The organism is Allobosea lathyri (assembly GCF_900108245.1).
GTDB classification, from domain to species: domain Bacteria; phylum Pseudomonadota; class Alphaproteobacteria; order Rhizobiales; family Beijerinckiaceae; genus Allobosea; species Allobosea lathyri.
On the sequence record NZ_FNUY01000022.1, the window covers coordinates 24353 to 46874 of the forward strand.

Annotated in this window: 24 protein-coding genes; 12 read left to right on the top strand and 12 right to left on the bottom strand. The window is 65.5% G+C overall.

What is annotated here, in order from left to right:
* Positions 1–75: 75 nt before the first annotated feature.
* On the top strand, positions 76–891 hold the full coding sequence (locus tag C4S73_RS27420) for a transglutaminase-like domain-containing protein (RefSeq protein WP_103875763.1): 816 nt from the start codon (positions 76–78) through the stop codon (positions 889–891).
* A gap of 230 nt (positions 892–1121) precedes the next feature.
* Here the strand turns inward: C4S73_RS27420 and C4S73_RS27425 are convergent, their stop codons facing one another.
* Both C4S73_RS27425 and C4S73_RS28975 read right to left on the bottom strand, forming a co-directional pair.
* Positions 1122–1355: a hypothetical protein gene (locus C4S73_RS27425; RefSeq protein ID WP_146071527.1), complete on the bottom strand. Its 234-nt coding sequence runs from the start codon at positions 1353–1355 to the stop codon at positions 1122–1124.
* A gap of 42 nt (positions 1356–1397) precedes the next feature.
* Positions 1398–1526 (bottom strand): hypothetical protein, encoded by a 129-nt coding sequence (locus tag C4S73_RS28975; protein ID WP_280177623.1) that lies wholly within the window; start codon positions 1524–1526, stop codon positions 1398–1400.
* A 332-nt stretch (positions 1527–1858) separates the two neighbouring features.
* Between C4S73_RS28975 and C4S73_RS27430 the strand changes: the two genes are divergently transcribed.
* Positions 1859–2335 carry a YaiI/YqxD family protein gene (locus C4S73_RS27430; RefSeq protein ID WP_425290383.1) on the top strand — a complete coding sequence of 159 codons (477 nt, stop codon included), beginning with the start codon at positions 1859–1861 and terminating at the stop codon, positions 2333–2335.
* 83 nt (positions 2336–2418) lie between these two features.
* On the opposite strand, the gene C4S73_RS27435 is transcribed toward C4S73_RS27430, so the two are convergent.
* Entirely contained in the window at positions 2419–3231 is an 813-nt protein-coding gene (locus tag C4S73_RS27435; protein ID WP_103875766.1) for a crotonase/enoyl-CoA hydratase family protein, read from the bottom strand.
* 142 nt (positions 3232–3373) lie between these two features.
* Here C4S73_RS27435 and C4S73_RS27440 point away from each other — a divergent pair, with 142 nt between their 5' ends.
* The gene (locus C4S73_RS27440; protein ID WP_160115925.1) at positions 3374–4348 is read left to right on the top strand and encodes a Bug family tripartite tricarboxylate transporter substrate binding protein; all 975 of its coding nucleotides are present in this window, start codon (positions 3374–3376) and stop codon (positions 4346–4348) included.
* Between the two features lie 112 nt (positions 4349–4460).
* Positions 4461–5594 (top strand): PQQ-dependent sugar dehydrogenase, encoded by a 1134-nt coding sequence (locus C4S73_RS27445; protein ID WP_200828114.1) that lies wholly within the window; start codon positions 4461–4463, stop codon positions 5592–5594.
* A 123-nt stretch (positions 5595–5717) separates the two neighbouring features.
* Here the strand turns inward: C4S73_RS27445 and C4S73_RS27450 are convergent, their stop codons facing one another.
* The 3 genes from C4S73_RS27450 to C4S73_RS27460 all read right to left on the bottom strand — a co-directional run bounded on the left by C4S73_RS27450 (position 5718) and on the right by C4S73_RS27460 (position 7279).
* Positions 5718–6011: a hypothetical protein gene (locus C4S73_RS27450; RefSeq protein WP_103875768.1), complete on the bottom strand. Its 294-nt coding sequence runs from the start codon at positions 6009–6011 to the stop codon at positions 5718–5720.
* A 73-nt stretch (positions 6012–6084) separates the two neighbouring features.
* Entirely contained in the window at positions 6085–6864 is a 780-nt protein-coding gene (locus C4S73_RS27455; protein WP_146071528.1) for a class I SAM-dependent methyltransferase, read from the bottom strand.
* Positions 6865–6922: 58 nt separating this feature from the next.
* The gene (locus C4S73_RS27460; protein ID WP_103875770.1) at positions 6923–7279 is read right to left on the bottom strand and encodes a DMT family protein; all 357 of its coding nucleotides are present in this window, start codon (positions 7277–7279) and stop codon (positions 6923–6925) included.
* 193 nt (positions 7280–7472) lie between these two features.
* Between C4S73_RS27460 and C4S73_RS27465 the strand changes: the two genes are divergently transcribed.
* The 4 genes from C4S73_RS27465 (at position 7473) to leuB (ending at position 12460) form a co-directional block, all read left to right on the top strand.
* Complete coding sequence (locus C4S73_RS27465) at positions 7473–8657, top strand: lytic murein transglycosylase (protein WP_103875771.1); 1185 nt, start codon at positions 7473–7475, stop codon at positions 8655–8657.
* A 149-nt stretch (positions 8658–8806) separates the two neighbouring features.
* A complete protein-coding gene (locus C4S73_RS27470; RefSeq protein WP_103875772.1) occupies positions 8807–9208 on the top strand; it encodes a RidA family protein in 402 nt (133 codons plus the stop codon).
* A gap of 101 nt (positions 9209–9309) precedes the next feature.
* On the top strand, positions 9310–10899 hold the full coding sequence (locus C4S73_RS27475; RefSeq protein WP_103875773.1) for an ABC transporter substrate-binding protein: 1590 nt from the start codon (positions 9310–9312) through the stop codon (positions 10897–10899).
* 451 nt (positions 10900–11350) lie between these two features.
* Positions 11351–12460: a 3-isopropylmalate dehydrogenase gene (gene leuB / locus C4S73_RS27480; protein WP_103875774.1), complete on the top strand. Its 1110-nt coding sequence runs from the start codon at positions 11351–11353 to the stop codon at positions 12458–12460.
* A gap of 80 nt (positions 12461–12540) precedes the next feature.
* Here leuB and C4S73_RS27485 read toward each other — a convergent pair whose 3' ends face one another.
* Positions 12541–13653 carry a branched-chain amino acid ABC transporter substrate-binding protein gene (locus C4S73_RS27485; protein WP_103875775.1) on the bottom strand — a complete coding sequence of 371 codons (1113 nt, stop codon included), beginning with the start codon at positions 13651–13653 and terminating at the stop codon, positions 12541–12543.
* Positions 13654–13933: 280 nt separating this feature from the next.
* Between C4S73_RS27485 and msrP the strand changes: the two genes are divergently transcribed.
* On the top strand, positions 13934–14893 hold the full coding sequence (msrP, locus tag C4S73_RS27490) for a protein-methionine-sulfoxide reductase catalytic subunit MsrP (protein WP_103875776.1): 960 nt from the start codon (positions 13934–13936) through the stop codon (positions 14891–14893).
* Positions 14894–15035: 142 nt separating this feature from the next.
* A complete protein-coding gene (locus C4S73_RS27495; RefSeq protein ID WP_103875788.1) occupies positions 15036–15599 on the top strand; it encodes a methylated-DNA--[protein]-cysteine S-methyltransferase in 564 nt (187 codons plus the stop codon).
* A 553-nt stretch (positions 15600–16152) separates the two neighbouring features.
* Here C4S73_RS27495 and C4S73_RS27500 read toward each other — a convergent pair.
* The 3 genes from C4S73_RS27500 to C4S73_RS27510 all read right to left on the bottom strand — a co-directional run bounded on the left by C4S73_RS27500 (position 16153) and on the right by C4S73_RS27510 (position 19266).
* Positions 16153–17043, bottom strand: coding sequence for a LysR family transcriptional regulator (locus C4S73_RS27500; RefSeq protein ID WP_103875777.1), 891 nt, complete (start codon positions 17041–17043; stop codon positions 16153–16155).
* 144 nt (positions 17044–17187) lie between these two features.
* Entirely contained in the window at positions 17188–18153 is a 966-nt protein-coding gene (gene trxB, locus C4S73_RS27505; RefSeq protein ID WP_103875778.1) for a thioredoxin-disulfide reductase, read from the bottom strand.
* A gap of 129 nt (positions 18154–18282) precedes the next feature.
* The gene (locus C4S73_RS27510; protein ID WP_103875779.1) at positions 18283–19266 is read right to left on the bottom strand and encodes a mitochondrial fission ELM1 family protein; all 984 of its coding nucleotides are present in this window, start codon (positions 19264–19266) and stop codon (positions 18283–18285) included.
* 227 nt (positions 19267–19493) lie between these two features.
* On the opposite strand from C4S73_RS27510, the gene C4S73_RS27515 reads away from it, so the two are divergent.
* Positions 19494–19958: an Lrp/AsnC family transcriptional regulator gene (locus C4S73_RS27515; RefSeq protein ID WP_103875780.1), complete on the top strand. Its 465-nt coding sequence runs from the start codon at positions 19494–19496 to the stop codon at positions 19956–19958.
* 190 nt (positions 19959–20148) lie between these two features.
* On the opposite strand, the gene C4S73_RS27520 is transcribed toward C4S73_RS27515, so the two are convergent.
* Positions 20149–20640: a hypothetical protein gene (locus C4S73_RS27520; protein WP_103875781.1), complete on the bottom strand. Its 492-nt coding sequence runs from the start codon at positions 20638–20640 to the stop codon at positions 20149–20151.
* A 57-nt stretch (positions 20641–20697) separates the two neighbouring features.
* Positions 20698–21267, bottom strand: coding sequence for a hypothetical protein (locus C4S73_RS27525; RefSeq protein ID WP_103875782.1), 570 nt, complete (start codon positions 21265–21267; stop codon positions 20698–20700).
* 185 nt (positions 21268–21452) lie between these two features.
* Here C4S73_RS27525 and C4S73_RS27530 point away from each other — a divergent pair, with 185 nt between their 5' ends.
* Positions 21453–22064, top strand: coding sequence for a MarC family protein (locus tag C4S73_RS27530; protein ID WP_103875783.1), 612 nt, complete (start codon positions 21453–21455; stop codon positions 22062–22064).
* Positions 22065–22522: the final 458 nt, after the last annotated feature.

The window sequence follows — 22522 nt, forward strand, 5'->3', positions numbered from 1 at the left end:
GAAACGTGCATGGTGGGCCGACAGGCTGAGGGGCCACCCATCACCAGCGCGCAATCGCCGCGCGGAAGGAACCGTGTGAAACTCAGGATCGGCTACGAGCTCGACTACGACTTTCCGCAACCGACCCCGGTCATCCTGATGCTGAACGTGCATTTCAGCCGGGTTTCCGACCTTGCGATGCCCGATCACATCCGCATTACACCCTCGGTCCCGGTCAGCGCCTATCGCGACGGTTTCGGCAACTGGTGCAGCCGCCTGCTCGCGCCGCAGGGGCATATGCGCATCACCGCCGACGCGATCATTTCCGATAGTGGCTTGCCGGAAAGCTTCAACCGGAGCGCGGGGCAGGTGCCGGTCGAGAATCTGCCGGAGGAATGCATCGTCTTCCTGCTGGCCAGCCGGTTCTGCGACAGCGACCGCCTGCTCGATCTCGCCTGGCAACTCTTCGGCCAGACCCAGCCCGGCGCGCCGCGCGTGCAGGCGATCTGCGACTTCGTGCACCAGCGCATCGCTTTCAACTACAACGACGCCAGCGTGACGCGCACGGCGTCGGACGCCTATGCGGAAGGGCGCGGAGTCTGCCGCGACTATGCCCATCTCGCCATCGCTTTCTGCCGGGCGATGAACATTCCGGCGCGTTACTGCACCTGCTATCTCGGCGATGTCGGCACGCCGCCACCCTGGGCGCCGGGCGATTTCGCGGCCTCTTTCGAGGCCTATCTCGACGGCGGCTGGCAGATGTTCGATCCGCGCAACAACGTGCCGCGCATCGGCCGCGTGCTGATCGCGCGCGGCCGGGACGCGGCCGATGTCGCCATCGCCACCACCTTCGGCCCCAACACGCTGACGAGCTTCAGGGTCTGGACCGATGAGGTGGTCGAGGAGGTCTAGCGTGCGGCCTTCGCGCCGGCGTGTGCTGCCACCGCATGTGCGGTCTCAAGCTCGGAGCCACCGCGTCATCCTGGACAAGCGGCAAAGCCGCGCAGATCCGGGATCCATCGTAGGGAACAGAGCTCTACGATGGATCCCGGGTCGACCTGCGGTCGCCCAGGATGACGTTTTTCCAGGCCAAACGCCCGGTCCAAACACCGGGTTCCAAGCACCCACGCTCCAGCGTCGCTCTAGCCTTCGAACAACCGCGCGGTTTCAGGCTTCTTGGCCCGCAGCGGCGTCTTGCGGGCCAAGCCTTTCGGCTTGGTCGCGCCGGGCGGGGTTGCGCCGGGTTGGGCCTCGTCGGTTGCCTCGCCCTCAATCGGCTGAGCCTGCTCCCGAGGCGGTGCGGCCGGCGCAGCGGCTGCGGGCGCCTTGGCTGGCTTTGCCGCCGGCTCCGGCTCGATCGTCTTGAAGCGTATCATCATGCGTCCTGTGGGCTGTGCGAGCGCGACTGAGCGGCCCGCTTATTTCTTCTTCGGAGCGGCTGCCTTGGCGACGACGGCCGCGAAGGTCGATGGCGCGGCGGCCGAGACCTTCGGCTTGTCCTTCTTGGGCTTCTTGGCTTCGCGATTGCTGCGTTGTTCTTTCGACATGATCCGGCTCCTTTTTCTGGAGGGTCGCGGGTGCGAGCCTCGGTGGTCCCCACGCGCGAGCTAGACTGCAGACGAGCCTGTCTCTGCGGTGATTGGCGATCTAGGTGCGGGTTCGATCATGGCTTGCCGGCTTTCGCCTGCCGCGGCCGGCCCGACGGAAGGCCGGGACTCGTCATGTCGAAGCAGGAGCTGAGCCTAGGACAGAGCCAGAGCCGGCGCACGCGCTTTCTTCAGGCGTTTTCCAGTTGTACCGGGCGTTTGCTTTTCGGGTTTGTCTCCCCGGTTTGTCTGCGACTTGCGCAACCGCGCCGTCCCTGCGATGCGCTATGACGATGGAACCGTCAAAACCGATCGCGATCTATGTCGATGCCGACGCCTGTCCGGTGAAGCCGGAGATCTATCGCGTCGCCGAGCGCCATCGCCTCAAGGTCTTCATCGTCGCCAACAGCTTCATGGCCGTGCCGCGCGAGCCCTGGATCGAGCGCGTGATCGTCTCCGACGGTTTCGACGCGGCCGATAACTGGATCGCCGAGCGGGTCTCGCGCGGGGACATCGTCATCACCTCCGACATTCCGCTGGCCGATCGCTGCATCAAGGCGGGAGCCGACGTCATCGGGTCGACAGGCAAGCCCTTCACCGAGGCCTCCATCGGGATGGCGCTGGCGACGCGGGACATGATGGAGGACCTGCGCGCGATGGGCGCCGCGAGCGGCGGTCCCAAGCCGTTCTCGGTGAAGGACCGCTCGGCCTTCCTGCAGGCTCTCGACCTGTCGATCCAGCGCCTGAAGCGGGCGGGGTTTGGAGCCTGACCGTCATTGCGAGCGGAGCGAAGCAATCCAGAGCCGCGCGCTCGACGCCCCCTGGATTGCTTCGCTCCGCTCACAATGACGATTTAAATATCCCCGAAATCGCCGCCGCGCCCCTTGCCGCTGGCGAAGCGTCCGGCTCCCGCTGCTCCCTCCGTGGCGATCGTCCGGACCCCGTCGATCCATTCGCGCGCCAACGCCTCGCGCACGGGCAGGCCGTGTCCGGCGATGGCGCTGCGCCTGTCGGCCAGCATCGCGCCTTGCGGGAAGCGGGCGATCTCCTGGGCCATCGTCTCGGCGGCGGCGCGAGCCTCGCCATGGGGCACGACCTTTTCGCACAGGCCGATGCGCAGGGCCTCGTCGGCGGCCACCTTGCGGCCGGTCATGATGATCTCCAGCGCGCGGCCCTGGCCGACGAGACGCGGCAGGCGCACCGTGCCGCCATCGATCAGCGGGATGCCCCAGCGCCGGCAGTAGACGCCGAAATAGGCATCTTCCGCCATGACGCGAACATCGCACCAGAGCGCGAGTTCCATGCCGCCGGCAACGGCGGGGCCTTCGACTGCGGCGATCAGTGGCTTGCTCATCTCCAGCCGCGACGGCCCCATGGGCCCGCGTGGCGGCGCGGTGCCATCTTCTGGAAAGGCCAGCCCGGCGACGATCTCGCGCTCGAAACGCGAGGGGTCGGTGAAGGCCTGCGCGTATTTCAGGTCCCAGCCGGCGCAGAAGGCGCCGCCTTCGCCCCAGAACACGATGGCCGAGATGTCGGGATCGGCATCGAGCATCAGGAAGGCCTCGGTCAGGGCCTCCGCGCTGGCGGGGTCCATGGCGTTGCGCGCCTCGATGCGGCTGTGGATCACGGTTGCGACCCTGCCATCGCGCTCGATGCGAATGCTCATTTGCGTTCTCTCCCCGTCCTGTCGTTGTCGTGAGGCTACAGCTTTCCGGGCAGGCGGAACCGCCGCTGGACGCATGGCGCCTTTGTCCGTAAATCTGCCACGGCAAAGCCCGTTTCCAATTCGGGCCGCTGGGAGGAATTTCATGTCGTTGACCCGCCGCTCCGCGCTCGGCCTGATGGCCGGCGCCGTCTTCGCTCCGTCCATCGTGCGGGCCCAGGCCTTCCCCTCGAAGCCGATTACGCTGGTCGTGCCGTATCCGGCGGGCGGGCCGACCGACGCGATCGCGCGCTTCGTCGCGCAGGACCTCTCGACCTCGATCGGCCAGAATGTGCTGGTCGACAACCGTGCCGGCGCCTCTGGCGCGGTCGGGACGCGTGCCGTCGCCCATGGCGCGGCCGATGGCTACACCATCATCTTCGGCAACAACCAGACGCACGGCAACAACATGTTCCTGCTGAAGGATCCGGGCTACGACGCCGTCAAGGATTTCGAGCCGCTGGCCGGCGTAGGCGCCTTCGAGCATGCCTTCGTCGTGCGCAACGACCTGCCGGCCAAGAACATCAAGGAGCTGATCGCGCTGGCCAAGGCCGATCCCGGCAAGCTCAACTATGGCTCGACCGGCGTCGGATCAGGCTCGCATCTCGCCATGGAGCTGTTCATGCAGCGCACGGGCATCAAGATGACGCATGTGCCGTTCCGCGGCGCGGCGCCGCTGGTGCAGGAGATCATCGGCGGGCGCATCGATATCGCGAACTCGACCCTGCCGAGCGTGCTGGAGCAGATCAATGCCGGCACCCTGCGCGCGCTGGGGCTCGCCAGCCCGGAGCGCAATCCGCGCGCCAAGGACATCCCCACTCTGCGCGAGCAGGGCGTGAGCAATGCCGACGCCGATTCCTGGGCGGCGTTCTTCGCACCGGCCGCGACGCCTGCGCCGGTTCTGGACACGCTGTCGCGGGCGATCATCGCCTCGATCGCCAAGCCTGCGATCACCGAAGCGATCCTGAAGCTCGGCTTTACGCTGAAGGTGCGCGACCCAGCCGCGTTCCGGCCCTATCATCTCCAGGAGATCGCGACCTGGAAGCAGATCATCGCGGATGCGGGCGTGAAGCCGGAATAGCGGCTTCATCCGACCGTCGGCGCTCACTTCGGCGTGAGCGCGACGCTAAGGCTTGGTCATCGGCGCGGTTCTTTCCTATCTGACATCTCGAATGGCAGATCAGGAGACCGCGATGCATCGATCCCTTCTCGCGCCGGCACTCGGCGCGTTTCTGTCTCTGCCGGCGGCGATGTCGCCGGCTTCCGCCCAGCAGCGCTTCCCGTCCAGCGTGGGCGATCTCGCAGTCGAGACGGTCGCGAGCGGGCTTGAGAATCCCTGGGGTCTCGCCTTCCTGCCGGACGGGCGCATGCTGGTAACCGAGCGCCCCGGCCGCCTCAGGCTGGTGGCGGGCGACGGCAAGCTTTCAGCCCCGATTACCGGGGTGCCCAGCGTGACCGGGCGCGGGCAGGGCGGCTTGCTCGATGTCACGCTCGACCCGAATTTCGCACAGAACCGCCTGATCTATCTCTCTTTTGCCGAGCCGCGGGCCGGCGGCAACGGCACCAGCGTCGCCCGCGCCCGGCTGAACGAGCGCGGCACTGCGCTCGAAGGCATGAGCGTGATCTTCCGGCAGATGCCGACGATCAACAGCAACATGCATTTCGGCTCGCGGCTGGTCTTCGACCGGACGGGGGCTCTGTTCGTCACGGTGGGCGATCGCTACAGCCAGCGCGACCAGGCGCAGAACCCGGCCAATCATATCGGCAAGGTCATTCGCATTCGCCCCGAAGGCGGCGCCCCCGCCGACAATCCGAAGAAGCAGGGCTGGCAAACGGAAATCTGGTCGATCGGCCATCGCAATGTCCAGGGCGCCGCGCTCCACCCCGATACCGGCCAGCTGTGGACGGCCGAGCACGGCGCGCGCGGCGGCGACGAGGTCAACACGCCCAAGGCCGGGCTGAACTATGGCTGGCCGGTCGTTACCTATGGCATCGACTATTCCGGCGCCAAGATCGGCGAGGGCACCACCAAGGCCGGCATGGAGCAGCCGCTATTCTATTGGGACCCTTCGATCGCGCCCTCGGGCGCGGCCTTCTATACGGGGCCGGTCTGGCCGGCCTGGAAGAACTCGCTCTTTGTCGGCGCGCTCGCCGGGCAGATGCTGATCCGGCTGTCGACGCAAGGCGAGACAGTGACTGGGGAGGAGCGCCTGCTGACCACTCTGGGCGAGCGCATCCGCGACGTCCGGCAGGGGCCGGACGGGTTCCTCTATCTGCTCAGCGACGCGGCGGACGGGAAAGTGCTGCGGGTGCGGCCGGCGCGTTAGTCGAAACGACCGCGAGCCGTCATTGCGAGCGCAGCGAAGCAATCCAGAGCGGCAGAGCTCGACGTCCCCCCTGGATTGCTTCGCTGCGCTCGCAATGACGGGGAATCGCGGGGAATGAGAGCGCTACGGCCCGCAATCCCATTCGTTCTCGATGACGAAGACGTTGCGCTGGCTCAGGCTTCCATCGGCGGCGTAGAGATCGCCGACGTAATACGAGGTTCCGGTCGCGTCGCGGGTGCTCTTGTCGACCTGCAGCGACCAGCCGTAGCCGACATGCTTTCCGCCGCGCCAGTCACGGTGGACGGCGTTGCGCGAGGCCGCGGAGAGGATGCGGGCGCTGTCATCGCTGGGGCTGCAGGTGGGGCCGGCGGAGGCCTGGGTCGACAGGACGGCAAGGCAGCCGGCGATCAATGCCATCGTTCTCAAGGCAGGTTCTCTCTTCAAGGCAAGTGTTGGCTAGAGGCAAATTCGTCGTATTCGGCTCAGGAGGTCAGGTGATTTGCGCCAGCCGCGTGTCCTGCGACAGCACAAGGCACCAATGCGGCTCGAAATCCGCACCGAGCGGCCAGATCTGGTCCTTGAAGATAGCCAGCATCCGGGTCTGATAGCGCTCGAACCAGCGGCGCTGGCAAAGCACGAATTTGGCCGCGCCGACAATCGTCTCGCGGTCGATTATGCACAGCGGGACGATCTCGGGATTGGCGTCGAGATAGTGCTGAACCGCCACCATCAGCGTGGGGTAGCCGGGGTGGAGCATGTCGTCGAGCACGATCATGCCGCCCTCGTCGAGGCAGGCCGTGGCGAGCGCGAGGTCCTTCGCAAGAGCTGCGCGGGAATGCTCGCCATCGATATGGACGAAGCGCAGCTTGCGCCCACCGGCATGGCCGATGAGATCGCTCGGCCTCATTGCGCCCGCATCGCCCTTGATGGTGACGCGCTGGCCGGGGTTGATGCCGTGCCGGAAACAATTGGCCTCGAAACGATCCTTCACCTCCGGGTTGGGCCAGGAGAAGATGTCGATGGCGAGCGCCAGTTCTCCGGGCTCCAGCGCATGGGCGAGCGCGATGAAGAAGCGGCCCTCGAAGGCGCCGATCTCCGCGATGGGGCCGTGCACGCCCTCCTCGGTCTGCAGACGCAACAGCCTTGCGCAGATCGCCGCGGCAAAGCGCGAGGACATGCCGACGACGCTGTCATAGCCATCCGCGAGATAGGCTGCGACGGCGGGATGGCCGGGCGAGGGGAGGTTCTTGCCGATATCCGGGGTGTTCAAGCCTGTATCCTGCCCGCTTGTGCCGCTGTCGTGTCTGCTCACGTGTTCGCCTGGACGATCAGGTTTTGGCCTGGAAGATGAAGAACGCGCCGGCCGCGATCAGCGTGAAGCCGATGGCGTGGTTCCAGGTCAGCGATTCCTTTAGCCAGAACACCGAGAAACCGGCGAAGACGGTGAGAGTGATGACCTCCTGCATCGTCTTGAGCTCGGCGGCGGAATAGACGGCCGAGCCGATGCGGTTGGCCGGCACGGCGAGCATGTATTCGGGTGCCGCGATCATCCAGCTGACGAAAATGGCGAGCCAGATCGCCGTGCTCTTGTAGCTGAGATGCCCGTACCAGGCGAAGGTCATGAAGATGTTTGAGCCGATCAGCATCGCGATCGGGAGGACATGGGCAATCGTCGGCGCTGGCATGGATCTGTTCCGGTGGGCTCGAGCGAACCCTAGAGGGCGCCGCAAGTTCCTGAAAGCGGGCGGCGGCGATGACGGTGGATGAAAGTCGCAGGCTGGGTGCGACGCTGCGCAGCAGGGCGGAAAATGCCATGGTTAACCTCCGTTAACCGCCTCGCCCTAGTTTCGCTCTACCTTTCCGATTCGGTGGAGACCCATGCGCGCACTCACATTGGCCTTGCCCCTCGTCATTCTCGCCTCGGCCGCCCAGGCCCAGGGCGATTTCCAGTCCTGCCTGTCGGGGCTGCGCTCGGCGGCTGCCGAGAAGGGAGTTTCGGCCGCGACTTTCGATCGGGCGATGGCGGGCGTCACGCCCGACATGAAGGTGATCGAGGCGATGAACAACCAGCCGGAGTTCAAGACTCCGATCTGGGATTATCTGGGCACGCTCGTCGATGACGAGAAGGTCGCGGAAGGCCGCGCCATGCTGCGCCAGCACGCCTCGACGCTGGCCGCCGCCGAGAGCCGCTTCGGCGTCGATCGCCATACCATCGTTGCAGTCTGGGGTGTCGAGAGCGATTTCGGCAAGGCGCGGGGCAAGATGCCGCTGGTGCAGGCGCTCTCGACGGGCGCCTGTCTGGCGCCGCGCCGCAACGCCTTCTTCCGAGGCGAACTGATTGCCACCCTGCAGATCATCCAGCGGGGCGATGTGCGCGCCGATCGGCTGTTCGGCTCCTGGGCCGGAGCCTTTGGCCACACCCAGTTCATTCCCTCGACCTATCTCAGGCTTGCCGTCGACGGCGATGGCGATGGCCGGCGCGATCTGGTCGATTCCATTCCCGACGCGCTGCATTCGACGGCGAATTTCATGGCCAAGGCCGGCTGGGTCACCGGCGCGACCTGGGGTTACGAGGTGCGCGTGCCCGGGGGCTATTCCGGCCCGACCGGGCGTAATCCGAAGCAGCCGGTCTCGAGCTGGGCTGGGCGCGGCATCGTCAAGTTCGACGGTTCGTCGCTCTCAGGGACAGGCAATGCCGGGTTGCTGATGCCGGCGGGCCGCAACGGCCCGGCCTTCCTCGTCTTCAAGAACTATGACGCCGCCTACAGCTATAACGGCGCCGATTCCTACGCCCTGGCGATCTCGCTCCTGTCCGACCGCATCCGTGGCCGGCCCGGCGTACAGGGGGACTGGCCGACCGACGATCTGCCGCTCTCGCGTGAGCAGCGCCGCGAATTGCAGCGCCTGCTGATCGCGCGCGGCTTCGATGTCGGCGAGCCCGACGGCGCGGTCGGGGCGCTGACGCGCGCCGCCATCAAGCAGATCGAGGGCAAGATCGGCATGCCGCAGACCGGGCGGCCCGGCGAGAAGGTGCTGCGGGCGCTCAAGGGCGGGCAAGTCTAGTTTCTTCGGCCCCCAATCGTCATTCCGGGCGACCGCAGGGAGACCCGGAATCCATTCCTGAGCCCCGTCGACTGAAGTTCGGGAATGGATCCCGGCTCTGCGCTGCGCTTCGGCCGGGATGACCACCTCAAACTGCCGGAGCAAACAGTATGACACGCCGACTGATCTCCACCGGCTCGCCTTTTGAGACCGCCTTCGGCTATTCGCGTGCGGTGATCGACGGCGACCTCGTCTTCGTCTCCGGCACCACCGGCTACGACTATGTCACCATGACCCTGCCGGAAGACCCTGCCGAACAGGCGCGGAATATCTTCCGTACGATCGACGCCGTGCTGACGGAGGCCGGATCGGCGCTCTCGAAGGTGGTGCGGGCGCAATATTTCGTCATCGACCGCAGCTATTGCGAGCCGGTCCTGACCGTCTGTGGCGAGGTTTTCTCGACCATCCGCCCGGCTGCGGGCATGTATATCGTCGCAGGGCTGCTCAAGCCCGAGATGAAGGTCGAGATCGAAGTCACGGCGCGGCTGCTGACTGTCGACCCTTCCGCCTGATCTCCGGCCGACGATCCGCCCATCGGGGTGGTTGACGTCTGGTATATCTCTTGCTTGAGTTGCTGCGGTCCTTGACCTCAGCAACAGCAGGAGCAGACGCCATGCCGATCGATCGCCGCACGATGCTGAAGGGGACGGCGGCGCTCGCCTCCTCCGCTTTCATGCCGAACCGTGCCTTTTCGCAGGGCAGGGCGAGCACTCTGCGTTTTATTCCGTCGACGCCGCTGCCGTCGATCGACCCGATCACTGCGACCAGCTACGTCATCCGCAATCACGGCTATCTGATATATGATACGCTGTTTGCAACCGATGCGCAGTTCCAGATCAAGCCGCAGATGGTCGAGGCCTGGGAGACGGCGCCGGACGGTCTGAAATGGAGCTTCCGTCTGCGCGACGGGCTGACATTCCATGACAACGAGCCCGTCCGCGCGCAGGATTGCATCGCCTCGATCGCGCGCTGGTCGAAGCGCGACGCCTTCGGCCAGACCTTCGCGACCTTCGTCGATGGCTATGACGTGGTCGATCAGCGGACATTCGCGATCCGCTTGAAGAAGCCCTTCCCGATGATGACGGCGGCGCTCGGCAAGCTCTCCTCCAACGTGCCGTTCATCATGCCCGAACGGGTGGCGATGACCGACCATCTCAAGAACATCACCGAGGCTGTGGGTTCAGGCCCCTGGCGGTTCATGGACAAGCAGTGGGTGCCCGGCCAGAACGCGATCTACGAGCGTTTCGCGGCATACAAGCCGCGCGAGGAGGCGCCGTCCTGGGCGGCAGGCGGCAAGGTCGCCAGGATCGACCGCATCGAGTGGCTGCCGCTCACCGAGGCTCCGGCTGCCGTCGGCGCGCTGATGCAGGGCGAGGTCGACTGGTACGAGCAGCCGCCGGTCGACCTGCTGCCGGTGCTCAAGGGCAATAAGGACATCCAGATCGAGAACGTCCCGCTCGGGCTGTTCCTGCTGATGCGCTTCAACCAGATGCAGCCGCCCTTCAACAATCCGGGCATCCGGCGCGCCGTAATGATGGCGGTCAACCAGACCGACTACATGGAGGCCGTCGTCGGCAGCAAGGACTACTATCAGGAGGCCAAGACCTTCTTCACGCCGGGCTCGCCGATGTCGAGCGGCGCGGGCGGGGCGGCGGCGATGCAGGCCAATATCGAGAAAGCCAAGGCCATGCTCAAGGAGGCCGGCTACAAGGGCGAGAAGATCATCCTGCTTGCCCCGGCCGATCAGCCGATCGCCTATCAGCAGTGTCTGGTGACGGAAGATCTGTTCAAGAAGCTCGGCATGAACGCCGAACTCGTGGCGACCGACTGGGCGAGCTTCATCGGCCGGCGGGCCAATCGCGGCCTGCCGGAACAGGGCGGCTGGTCGGCCTTCCACACGCTGTGGTCCTGCGCCGACACGCTCAATCCGGCGCTGCATCCGCTGGTGCGCGCCAATGGCGGCTCGGCCTGGTTCGGCTGGCCCGACGATCCGGCGCTGGAGGGCCTGCGCGACCAGTGGATCGCGGAGCCCGACGTCGCCAAGCAGAAGGCGCTCGCAGCGGCGATCGAGACCCGCGCCTTCGAGACGGTTCCTTACGTGCCGGCCGGTCTGGTGCAGCAGCCCATGGCCTATCGCAAGAGCCTGACCGGCATGGTGCTCTCGCCGGTGCAGTTTTTCTGGAACATGGAGAAGAAGGCCTGAGGAGGGACGCCGTAGCCCGGGAGGAAGCGCGCGGGGACCCTCTCCCGGAGGGAGCGGGCAGGGTGAGGGGTCGGCCGTTGGACGTCTTGGCCGTCGCCTGGGTGCGATGATTTTACGTGGAAACGCGCCGTCATCCTGGGCGACCGCAGGTCGACCCGGGATCCATCGTAGAGCTCGGCTCCCCATGATGGATGCCGGATCTGCGCGGCTAAAGCCGCTTGTCCGGGATGACGGCGCTCTTCCAGATCAAATCATCAAGCTCCAACCGTTGCGGTGAGGTTGGTCGCCCGCTGGTCCAGCGGCCGACACCTCACCCCTTCCCCTCTCCTTACAGGAGAGGGGTTCTGCGTTGAGCTTGCCTATGCCCCGCTCGTCCAACGCTTGCGCGTCGCGCTCCAGCCGCTTAATCACCCGCGCAACAACCGCAGAAAACCACGCGCGAGGCGACCCCATGGCAACTCACAAGCTCCTGCTCCTGCCCGGCGACGGCATCGGCCCCGAAGTGATGGGCCAGGTCGAGACCGTGGTGTCCTGGTTCGAGAAGCAGGGTCTTGCTTCCTTCGCGATCGAGAAGGGGCTTGTGGGTGGCTGCGCTTACGATGCGCATAAGCAGGCGATCTCCGAAGGCGACATGAAGCTCGCTCAGGACGCCGACGCCGTGCTGTTCGGCGCGGTCGGCGGGCCGAAATGGGCCGATGTGCCCTATCAGCACCGCCCCGAGGCCGGGCTGCTGCGCCTGCGCAAGGATCTCGGCCTGTTCGCCAATCTGCGCCCCGCGATCTGCTATCCGGCGCTGGCCTCGGCCTCCTCGCTCAAGCCCGAGGTCGTCGAAGGGCTCGACATCCTGATCGTGCGCGAGCTCACCGGCGGTGTCTATTTCGGCGAGCCCAAGGAGATCGTCACGCTGGAGGACGGTTCCAAGCGTGGCATCGATACGCAGGTTTACACCACGCCGGAGATCGACCGGATCTGCCGCGTCGCCTTCGAACTGGCCCGTACCCGCCGCAACAAGGTCTCCTCGGCCGAGAAGCACAATGTCATGAAGACCGGCGTGCTCTGGAAGCAGACGGTCACGGCGCTGCACGCCAAGGACTACGCGGACGTCGAGCTGGAGCATGTGCTGGCCGACAACTGCGCCATGCAGCTGGTGCGCTGGCCCAAGCAGTATGACGTGATCGTCACCGACAACCTGTTCGGCGACATCCTTTCCGACGTGGCGGCGATGCTGACGGGATCGCTGGGCATGCTGCCCTCGGCCTCGCTGGGCGCCGAAGATGCCGCCACCGGCAAGCGCAAGGCGCTCTATGAGCCGGTCCATGGCTCGGCTCCCGACATCGCCGGCAAGGGCCTTGCGAACCCGATCGCGATGATCGGCTCCTTTGCCATGGCGCTGCGCTACTCGTTTGGCGCGATCGAGGCCGCCGACAGGCTGGAAGGCGCGATCGCCGATGTGCTCGGCTCCGGTACGCGCACCAAGGACATCGCGGCTGATGGCGCCAACGCGGTCTCGACCAGCGAGATGGGCGCGGCGATCGTCAAGGCGCTCGAAGCGCGCGGCTGAGGCCAAGCTCGGGGTCTAACAACAAAGGCGACCGGCTTCGCGCCGGTCGCCTTTTTATTGCGCTCGAACATGCTCCGCCGTCAGTCCACCGCGACGATCTTGCCGTCCTCCCATTTGAACAGGGAGAAGCTCGGCGAGCTCAGGTCGCCGGTCTTGCCGTAGGACAGCTTGCCGATGGCGGTCGTGATCGGCGCGCCGGATTTGAGCGCTGCCGCGACGGGGGCGGATTTGTCGGCCTTGCCGACGCGCTCGATACCGGCCTTGAGCACCTCGACGGCGGCATAGGCATTCAGCGTGAAAGCTTCCGGCGGGATGCCCTTGGCCTTCAGGACTGCGACAGCCGCCGCTGAATCCGGGTTCTTCAGCGCGTCGGTGGCGTTGGTGAACAGGGTTCCCGCGCCGGTCTGATCGGCGATCGCCCAATACTCGGTATTGGACAGGCCCTCGCCGCCGATGATGGTGGCTTTGACATTGGCGTCGCGCAGCTGACGGGCGAGAAGCCCGCCTTCGGGATGGTAACCGCCGAAATAGATCACATCGACATTGCTGGACTTGATCCGGGTGATGACGGCCGAGAGGTCCTTTTCGCCGGGGTTCAGCGAGAGATAGAGCACCTCGTTCAGGCCGCCGGCATTGATCGTCTTCTTGAAGGCGTCGGCCAGGCCCTTGCCATAGGTGCCCTTGTCATGGACGACGGCGATCCGCTTGTCCTTGAGGGTCTTGAGGACATAGTTCGCGGCGACGTCGGCCTGCTGGTCGTCGCGACCGCAGGTGCGCAGGACGTTGCTCAGGCCGCGGTTGGTGAGGGCGGGCGCGGTGGCCGTCGGGGTCACCATCAGCACGCCGCTTTCGGCGAAGACGTCCGACACCGCCATGGCGACGCCGGAGGTCACGGGACCGACGGCGAAACGGACGTTTTCGCCCACCAGCAGATTGGCGGCGGACACACCCTGCTTGGGATCGCCTGCGTCATCGGCTAGCTTCAGCACGACCTTCTCGCCCAGGATGCCGCCGGCCTTGTTGATGGTTTCGACCGCCGCTTCGGCGCCGTTGCGGACCTGATCGCCATAGGCAGCCACCGAGCCCGTCAAGGGCGCAACAAGGCCGATGACGATGTCTGCCTGCGCGACCTGTGCCTGGACGAGCAGCGTGGCAGCAAATGCCGTGCTGGCAAAGACGTTGAACCTGCTCATCTGAATGCTCCCTGGACCTGTACGCGTTCTCGTTCGAGAACCAATTTGCGGAAAACGGGATTTTTGGAACAAATTGCCGCGGCGTCAGACATTTCACCGCTGGTCGCGCGGGAATCCCGGTCCGATTGCTTGCGGAGTTTTTCTATCATAGCTGAAGCTTGCTCGTCACTGCTGAAGCCTGTGCGTCCCACGCAGGACAGCACCTCTCCCCCTCGTGAATTGCGCGGGACGGGAGACCGTGCGCACCATCCCGGCATCTCAAACGGAGCATGTCCGTCCGATGCTGATCAAGAATCGCCCTGGCTGGGAAATGCCCGAAAGCCAGGCTACGCCGGAAGCCGCCTTCCTGAATCGCCGCAGCCTGCTGGGCGCTGGCGTCGGGTTGATCGCAAGCGCGGCATTGCCGCAGACCGCAGGGGCACAAGCGCCGCCCGACCCGTCGCTCGATCTCTATCCGGCGAAGCGCAACGCGGCCTACACGCTCGACCGTCCGATCACGGAGCAGGACCTCGCGGCGAACTACAATAATTTCTACGAGTTCGGCACCTCCAAGGATGTCGCTGCCGCCTCCAAGAAGCTGGTCACACGGCCCTGGACGATCACCGTCGACGGCATGGTCGAAAAGCCCTTCGAGATCGGCATCGACGATCTCGTGCGCAAGCTGCCGCTGGAAGAGCGGCTCTACCGCTTCCGCTGCGTCGAGGCCTGGGCCATGGCCGTGCCCTGGACCGGCATTCCGCTGAAGGATTTCGTGGCCTTCGCCAAGCCGCTCTCGGCTGCGAAATACATCCGCTTCGAGACCTTCATGAATCCACGCGTGGCGCCCGGCCAGTCGCAGCGCTGGTACCCCTGGCCCTATACGGAGGGGCTGACCATCGCCGAGGCCACCAACGAACTGCCGCTGCTGGTCACGGGCATCTATGGCAAGCCGACGCCGACCCAGCATGGCGCGCCGATCCGCCTGATCACGCCGTGGAAATACGGCTTCAAATCAGTGAAATCCGTCACCAAGATCAGCTTCGTCGCCGAGCGTCCCAAGACGTTCTGGGAGGGGCTGCAGGCTTCGGAATACGGCTTCTGGGCAAATGTGAACCCGGCGGTGCCGCATCCGCGCTGGAGCCAGGCGAGCGAGCAGGTGCTGGGCACGCGCGAGCGCCAGCCAACGCAGCTGTTCAACGGCTATGCCGAGCAGGTCGCCGGCCTCTACAAGGGCCTGGAAGGCGAGCGGCTCTACGTTTGAGCCATCGCGGCGTTTAGTTCGTCATTGCGAGCGTAGCGAAGCAATCCAGAGAGAATGCGTGAGCCCCTGGATTGCTTCGCTACGCTCGCAATGACGAAAGTCGGGTTGTTGCGCGTCAGGGCGACCGGGTATCATGCCGACCATGCAGCACTTCTGCCTCTTCGATACCGCCATCGGCCCCTGCGCGCTCGTCTGGCAGGGCGAGCGCATCATCGGCGCGCAATTGCCCGAGGGGGACGAGGAGACGGCGCGGCGCAGGCTGAGCCGGCGCTTTCCCGATGCGGCCGAGACGCAGCCGCCCGCTTTCGTCGCTGAGGCGATCGGCGGCGTTGTCGCCCTGTTGAAGGGCGAGCCGCGCGATCTCTCGCATCTGCCGATCGCGCTCGACACGGTGTCGGAATTCAACCGCAAGGTCTATGACGTCGCGCTGGCCATTCCGCCCGGGGAGACGCTGACTTATGGCGAGGTCGCGGCGCGTATCGGCGAGCCCGGCGTGGCGCGGGCGGTGGGCGTCGCTCTCGGGCAGAACCCGTTCCCGATCATCGTGCCCTGCCATCGTGTGCTGGCCGCCGGCGGCAAGACCGGCGGTTTCTCGGCCGATGGCGGCGTCGAGACCAAGCTGCGGATGCTGACCATCGAGAAGGCGCGCACGAGCACGGAGCCCGGCCTGTTCGACGCGCTGCCGCTGGAAGCGCGGCGTCGCTGAAGCGCGATCATCTGACGAGGAAACTTGATCGGAACCGCCCCGGAATGGGTCCCGGGTCAAGCCCGGGACGACGGCGTGTTTTCGCACGCGTCTGCGAAACAAGCCCTCGACGCAAAAAAAGGGCCGGCGTCCCCGAGGGGAGCCGGCCTTAAAAGTTTGAAACATCCGGTGTCGCCACCAAACATCTCAGAGGGGAACGGCTGAAACGAACTCAACGCCGGGAGGAGATTGCGGAGCCCGTTTCGAACAACCGTGATTGCTATATCGGACAGCACATGCCGTTTTGCAATGCAGCATTGCTTGGGTCCGCTATGCGCAACGCGCATAACCTGTGGTCATATGCCACAAATTTGAGCTTAAACGTTTGATAACATGCGCGCATTGCAGTTCGAGCCGCGTGCCCGATGCATGGCCAGGCAGCGGGTTGCACCGCATTGCAATGCAAACAGGCGCCCCCTCGGAGGCGCCTGTCATGCGTTCTTAATATGAGCCGGGTTCGAGATCGCGGGAATCATGCGTCGACATGCAGGTGCCGTCTGAACCCCGAATCGACTCAGTAGGTCCAGCGCTGGGCCTTCTGGATCAGGAAGTCGCGGAAGACCTGCACGCGGGCAACCGACTTCATCTCCTCCGGATAGACCAGATAGCTCTCGAGCTGCGGCATCTCGGTCTCGCGCATCAACTGCACGAGCGGGGAGCCGGTCTCGATCAGATAGTCCGGCAGGACGGCGATGCCGGCGCCGGAATCCACAGCGCGCTTCATCGCGGTGATGTTGTTCACCGTCAGATGGATCGGGCGCGGGTTGCGCTGGTCGCGGCCCAGCGATCCCAGCCAGTGCACCGCCGTGAGGTAGGATGGCGAGGTGCCGCCGAAGGAGAGGATGCGGTGGTTGTCGAGATCCTCATAGGCCTTGGGCTCGCCGAAGCGCTTCACATAGGCCGGCGATCCATAGACGTGGAAATGCACGGTGAAGAGCTTGCGCTGGATCAGGTCCGGCTGCTGCGGCTGGCGCAGGCGGATGGCGATGTCGGCCTCGCGCATCGAGAGGTCGAGCTCCTCGTCGGTGAGGATGAGGTCGACCTTGATGTCGGGATAGAGATCGAGGAATTCGGCGAGGCGCGGCGTCAGCCAGTGGCCGCCCAGCCCGCGCGTAGCCGTGACCTTCAATTCGCCGGACGGGTGCTCGCGGGTCTCGGATAGCTGCGAGCGTGTCCGTTCGAGTCGCTGCGTCATCTCGCGTGCGGCGCGCCAGAGCAGTTCGCCCTGTTCGGTCAGGATCAGACCGCGCGTATGCCGGTGGAACAAGGGCGCCCGGAGCTCGCGTTCGAGCGCGCCGATCTGCCGGCTGACGGCGGATTGGCTGAGGCCCAGAACGTCCCCAGCCTTGGTGAAGCTGCCGGATTCAGCGACCGTATAAAAAATTCTGATGCGGTCCCAATCCACGACGCTTCCCCCTGTTATGCGTTTCACGCATGTTGGGGGGTAAAGTCCTTGAACGTCAACGTCTGCGTGGCCGGCTACAGGTCTTTTCGCACTGAATCTGGTTAGGAAATCCATCAGTTCCTGTGATGGATTGCGAATAAGGGCCTATTCGGCCGCTTCTCGCTGTTCCAGGACGTTGGCAGCGAGCCAGCGCTCGGCGTCGAGCGCGGCCATGCAGCCGAGGCCGGCGGCCGTCACGGCCTGGCGATAGTGCTCGTCGGTGACGTCGCCGGCGGCGAAGACGCCCGGGACATTGGTCTGAGTCGTGCCGGCCTCGACCTCGAGATAGCCGGAGACGTTCATGGCGAGCTGTCCGACGAACAATTCGGTCGCCGGCTTGTGGCCGATGGCGATGAAGACGCCGTCGGCCCTGAGATCGCTCTCGACGCCGGACTTCAGATTGCGCAGGCACAGATGCGTGACATTGAGCGGTTGCGTGCCGCCGCAGATCTCCGCGATCTCGCTGTCCCAGACGACTGCGATCTTCGGGTGCTTGAAGAGCCGGTCCTGCATCACCTTCTCGGCGCGCAGCGAGTCGCGGCGATGCACCAGCGTCACCTTCGAGGCGAGGTTGGCCAGATACAGCGCTTCCTCGACGGCCGTATTGCCGCCGCCGACGACCACGACCTCCTTGTTGCGGAAGAAGAAGCCGTCGCAGGTGGCGCAGGCCGACACGCCGAAGCCCTGGAAGGTCTGCTCGGAGGGCAGGCCCAGCCATTTCGCCTGCGCGCCGGTGGCGATGATCAGCGCGTCGCAGGAATAGGTCTCGGCCCCGTCGCCCCAGAGCCGGAAGGGGCGCTGCGAGAGATCGACCCTGGCGATATGGTCGGACACCATCCTGGTCCCCATATGCTGCGCCTGGGCGCGCATCTGCTCCATAAGCCAGGGTCCCTGGATCACATCGGCGAAACCGGGATAGTTCTCGACATCGGTCGTGATCATGAGCTGGCCGCCGGCCTGCATGCCGGAGATCAGAACAGGCTCCATCATGGCGCGGGCGGCGTAGATCGCGGCTGTGTAGCCGGCGGGGCCGGAGCCGACGATCATGACGCGGGCATGGGTGTGGGCCATGGAGTGTCGTCCTTATTGCGCGGCCCGAGCCGCGTCGTTCACCAGTTAGATATGGCCTGAATGGCCATAGACAAATGCATCCAGATCAACCCGCGTCGTCATCCCGGGCAGGCGGCAAGGCCGCGACGCTCAGCCGAGGCCGAGTTCGGCGCGATGCCGCAGCCAGCCCTCGCGCACCGCGCCCGCTATGACGGGCGTGGAGTCTACCGGTTCATAGCGGGCGCCAGCAAGACGTCCCTCGAAGTGATGCACAGCGCCTTGCTGCCTGAGCGCGCTCATGAATGCGGCGAGCTTGCCATGCCCGCCATGGGGCTCGAAAATCAGGATCGGGACGCCCGACGCCGTCGCCTCGCCGATCATGTTGGTCGAATCCGCCGTGGTGACGATCGCGTCGGCATTGGCGAGCAGGGCGAGAAAAGGATTGTCGCCGCTGCCATCCCACCACCAGCCGCCATGGCGGCTGAAGACCTCCGCGACGGCCTTGTCGAGCGAGCTCTGCGTGCGGCGCGAGCGCGAGCCCATCAGCGCGACGCCTGACGTGGCCAGCTGGTCGAGCAGGCCGGCGAAGCGGGTGATGTCCGCGGGTTCGAAACGATGATGCCGGCTGTCGCCGCCGACCAGCACTGCGGCGCGGGGCGAGGGCAGCGCGGCGATGGGGGCGGGCGGATTGGCCCGCGCCTGCGCCAGGCGCTCGGGCGCAAGCCGGTGCGGCGAGGTCGCCGTCACCAGCACATTGTCGCCGCGCAGGCGGTCATGCGTCGAGACCCAGATCAGATCGGCCGCGCCTGTCCCGACGCGCGGGTCCTTGAGGAAGACGGTGAAGCTGCGCCCGTTCGAGGCCTTCTTGATGGCGCGCAGATAGGGCACGGCCCGCCGGCCGGAGGCGATGACGATGTCGGGATAGGGCGGGGCGATCGGACTGCCGGGACGTTCGGGCGCTTCGCGCGGGTCGATCGGCCCGCGCGGCATCAGCCAGACGAAGGGCGGGCGTGGCGCGATGCGCCTGACCTGCGGGGTGACGCCCAGCCGCTCGGCCACGCCGAGGCACTGCAGCTCGTCGCCGGCCTTGCCGTCACTCAGCACCCAGATGGTCGGGATCGGTTCGGCGGGCAAGGCGATCTCCGTCCTTCGCGACTTTAAATTCCGCAGCCCTCATCCTGAGGAGCGCCGCAGGCGCGTCTCGAAGGAGGGTTCAGTGCGCTCTGGACCATCCTTCGAGACGCCGCTTCGCGGCTCCTCAGGATGAGGGCTGAGATTGGACCAAGCCTGGCTGGCATGGGCGATGCCTTGTATCGCTCAAGCGCTGCGTCTACACCAGCGCGGCTTTCCTGGGGGCTTTTGTGCGTTCAAAACTCGACGACATCGATCTGCGTATCCTGCGCGAACTTCAGGCCGATGGGCGCATGACGAATGTCGAGCTGGCGAGGCGCGTCGGCATTTCGCCGCCGCCATGCCTGCGCCGCGTGCGGGCGCTGGAGGAGGCAGGGCTGATCACGGGCTACCGGGCCCAGCTCGACGAGAGCAAGCTCGGGCTCGAGGTGGTCTGCTTCGCCTTCGTGCATCTCGCCAGCCAGACGGAATCCGACCTCGCGCAGTTTCAGGCGCGCATCCGGGCCTGGAACCCCGTGCGCGAGTGCTGGACGCTGTCGGGCGATATCGATTTCATCCTGAAATGCGTCGCGCCGGACCTGAAGGCCTTTCAGGATTTCGTCGGCGAACTCACGGCGCTGCCCAATGTCCGCAATGTCCGCACGGCGCTGGCGCTCGGCCGGGTCAAGGACGAGCCGATCGTTCCGTTCGGCTAGGGCCTGCGGCAATAACTAGGAAACACGCCGTCATCCTGGACAAGCGGCGAAGCCGCGCAGATCCGGGATCCATCGTAAACTGCCAATTCTTGCAATGATTTGCCCCTTCGATGGATCCCGGGTCTTCGCTTCGCTACGCCCAGGATGACGGCGCGTTTCCCGGCATAAGCGGCATGTTTCCAGGCCAGAATCAGCCCACGAAGTAGCGCCTGATCCAGAGCGCGTGGTTGGTCACCAGCAGCGCGACGCGCTTGTCGATCAGCCCGGGGCTGGCATCGTACCAGGGGCCGGCATCGCCGGGGCTGCTGGAGGAGGTGATCGGATAGGTCGCGATCACGCCGCCGCCTGCCGCCACCAGCGTCACGACGCTCTCGAGCGAATCCTGGCCCGGCGAATCGTCCATGGCGCTGCCGACATAGGTCTCCAGCGTCAGTGTGCGCATGGTGATGACGAGCGTCGCATCGCCACGCCGTCCGGTCGGGCGCAGCTGCCGCGCCAGTTCCCGTTCGAGCTGCGTCTTGATCAGTGCGGCGCGGGGGCCGACGCCGAGTTCGACAAGGCGGGACACATCGACGTGCACCGCCCCGATCGGCGTGCCCGGCGGCAGTTGCGAAACTGTCTGGCAGCCGGCGAGGACCGTCGCCGCGAGGACCGAGCCCAGAAGGGCGCGACGGTTGAGCATCACTTCGGTCCTCTCGACTTCGGTCCTCTCGGCTTCGGGCTTGGCAGGCGCAGCCCGTCAACCCACGACGTAGCGCTTGATCCAGGCGGCGTTGGTCTGGATCAGCGCGTTGATCCGGCGCTGGTCGATATCGGGCAGGTACCACGCGCCGCTATAGCCCGACGAGAGCGAGGACAGGATCGGATAGGTCGCGAGCACGCGATTATCGGGGCCGATCAGCGTGGCGACGCTGTCGAAGCTGTCGTTGCTGCCGCCGCCACCGCCGAAGCGCCCGCCACCGCCGCCGCCGGCATAGCTCGGCATGAAGATGCCGTTGACCTTGACGAATAGAAGCGGCCCGGCGCCGCGGCGAAAGGCCGGGCCGAGCGCCAGCGCGAGTTCACGTTCGAGGCCGGCCTTGATCGCAGCGGCATTGGGACCCCAGCCCTGCTCGACGAGGCGGGAGACATCGACGCGGATCGCGCCGACGACCGCGGCCTGCGCCAGGGCCGGCAGGGAGGCGAGGGGCGAAACGGCCAGGATGGCTCCGGCCAGCGCAGCCGCGAGGGCATTGCGGCGCGTCGGGCGGCGAAATGCTGTTTTGCCAGCTGTTGTGTTGCCAGCAGTTGTCTTGCGAGCTGTTGTCATGGCCGGACCTCCAGCGACGTCTGACTTTGATGTAGTGAGCGCCAACTGCATTGCCACTGCCTTGATAAGTTGCGCTTTCAGGCCTTTCTGGCAATGGCGATAAAGCAGTGCATCGACCGTGTACGGCGCATGCCTTTTCGGTATGCATGGCGCTTCGGGTTGACGCAGATGATCGGGATGAGCGGATGGAGCGGCTGGTTACGGAATTCGTGAAGCTCTGGGTGGTGATCGACCCGATCGGGACGTTGCCGATCTTTCTGGCGGTGACGGCCGGTATGAGCGCTGCCGCGGCGCGGCGTGTCGCTGTTCGCGGCATCCTGGTCGCCACCGTGGTGCTCATATTCTTCGTCGTCGGGGGGCAGGTGCTGCTCGGCGCGATGGATATCGAAATGAGTTCGTTCCAGGTCGCGGGCAATATCGTGCTCTTCCTCTTCGCTCTCTCGATGATCTTCGGGGAATCGAAGCTCGAGGAGGATGAGAAGCTGCTGCGGACCACCGATCTGGAGCGCGCGGTCTATCCGCTGGCGATCCCCGGCATCGCCAATCCCGGCGCGATGCTGACGGTGATGACGATCACCGACAATTCGAAATTCAGCATCGCCGAGCAGACCGAAACCGTGATTCAGGTCCTGGTGATCCTGGGGATCCTGCTGCTCCTGCTGTTTGCGGCCTCGCGCATCATCGCCGTGATCGGCAATGCCGGCGCCAGCGTCGTCAGCCGGGTGATGGGGCTGATCCTGGCCAGCGTCGCGGTCGACGGGATCGTCCGGGCATTGCGGGTCATTCTGGCCGGGTGAGGGACCGCCTGAGACCTCAGCCCTCATCCTGAGGGACTGGCCTGAAAAGTAGGTGGTGGTATCAACGACTTGGGTATTTCCATCAAAGCGCCGTCATCCCGGGCGACCGTAGGGAGACCCGGGATCCATTCCTGAGCTTCACCGGAAGGCGCTCCGGCATGGATCCCGGGTCTCCGCTTCGCTGCGCCCGGGATGACTGCATCTTATTCGATGATGGCACGGCTAAAGCGGCGTCTCGAAGAACGAGGGCTGTGGAAATTTTCAGGCAGTCTCTAGAGCGCGATGATTTGATCTGGAAACGCCATGTCATCCTGGACAAGCGGCGAAGCCGCGCAGATCCGGATCCATCATAGGGAGCAGCGTTCTACGATGGATCCCTGTGTGTTTGTTTTGTGGGATTATTGAGCGGGCGAGAGACCGTTGGATCCCTGATCCCTTTGGAGATCGCGACCCGGCCC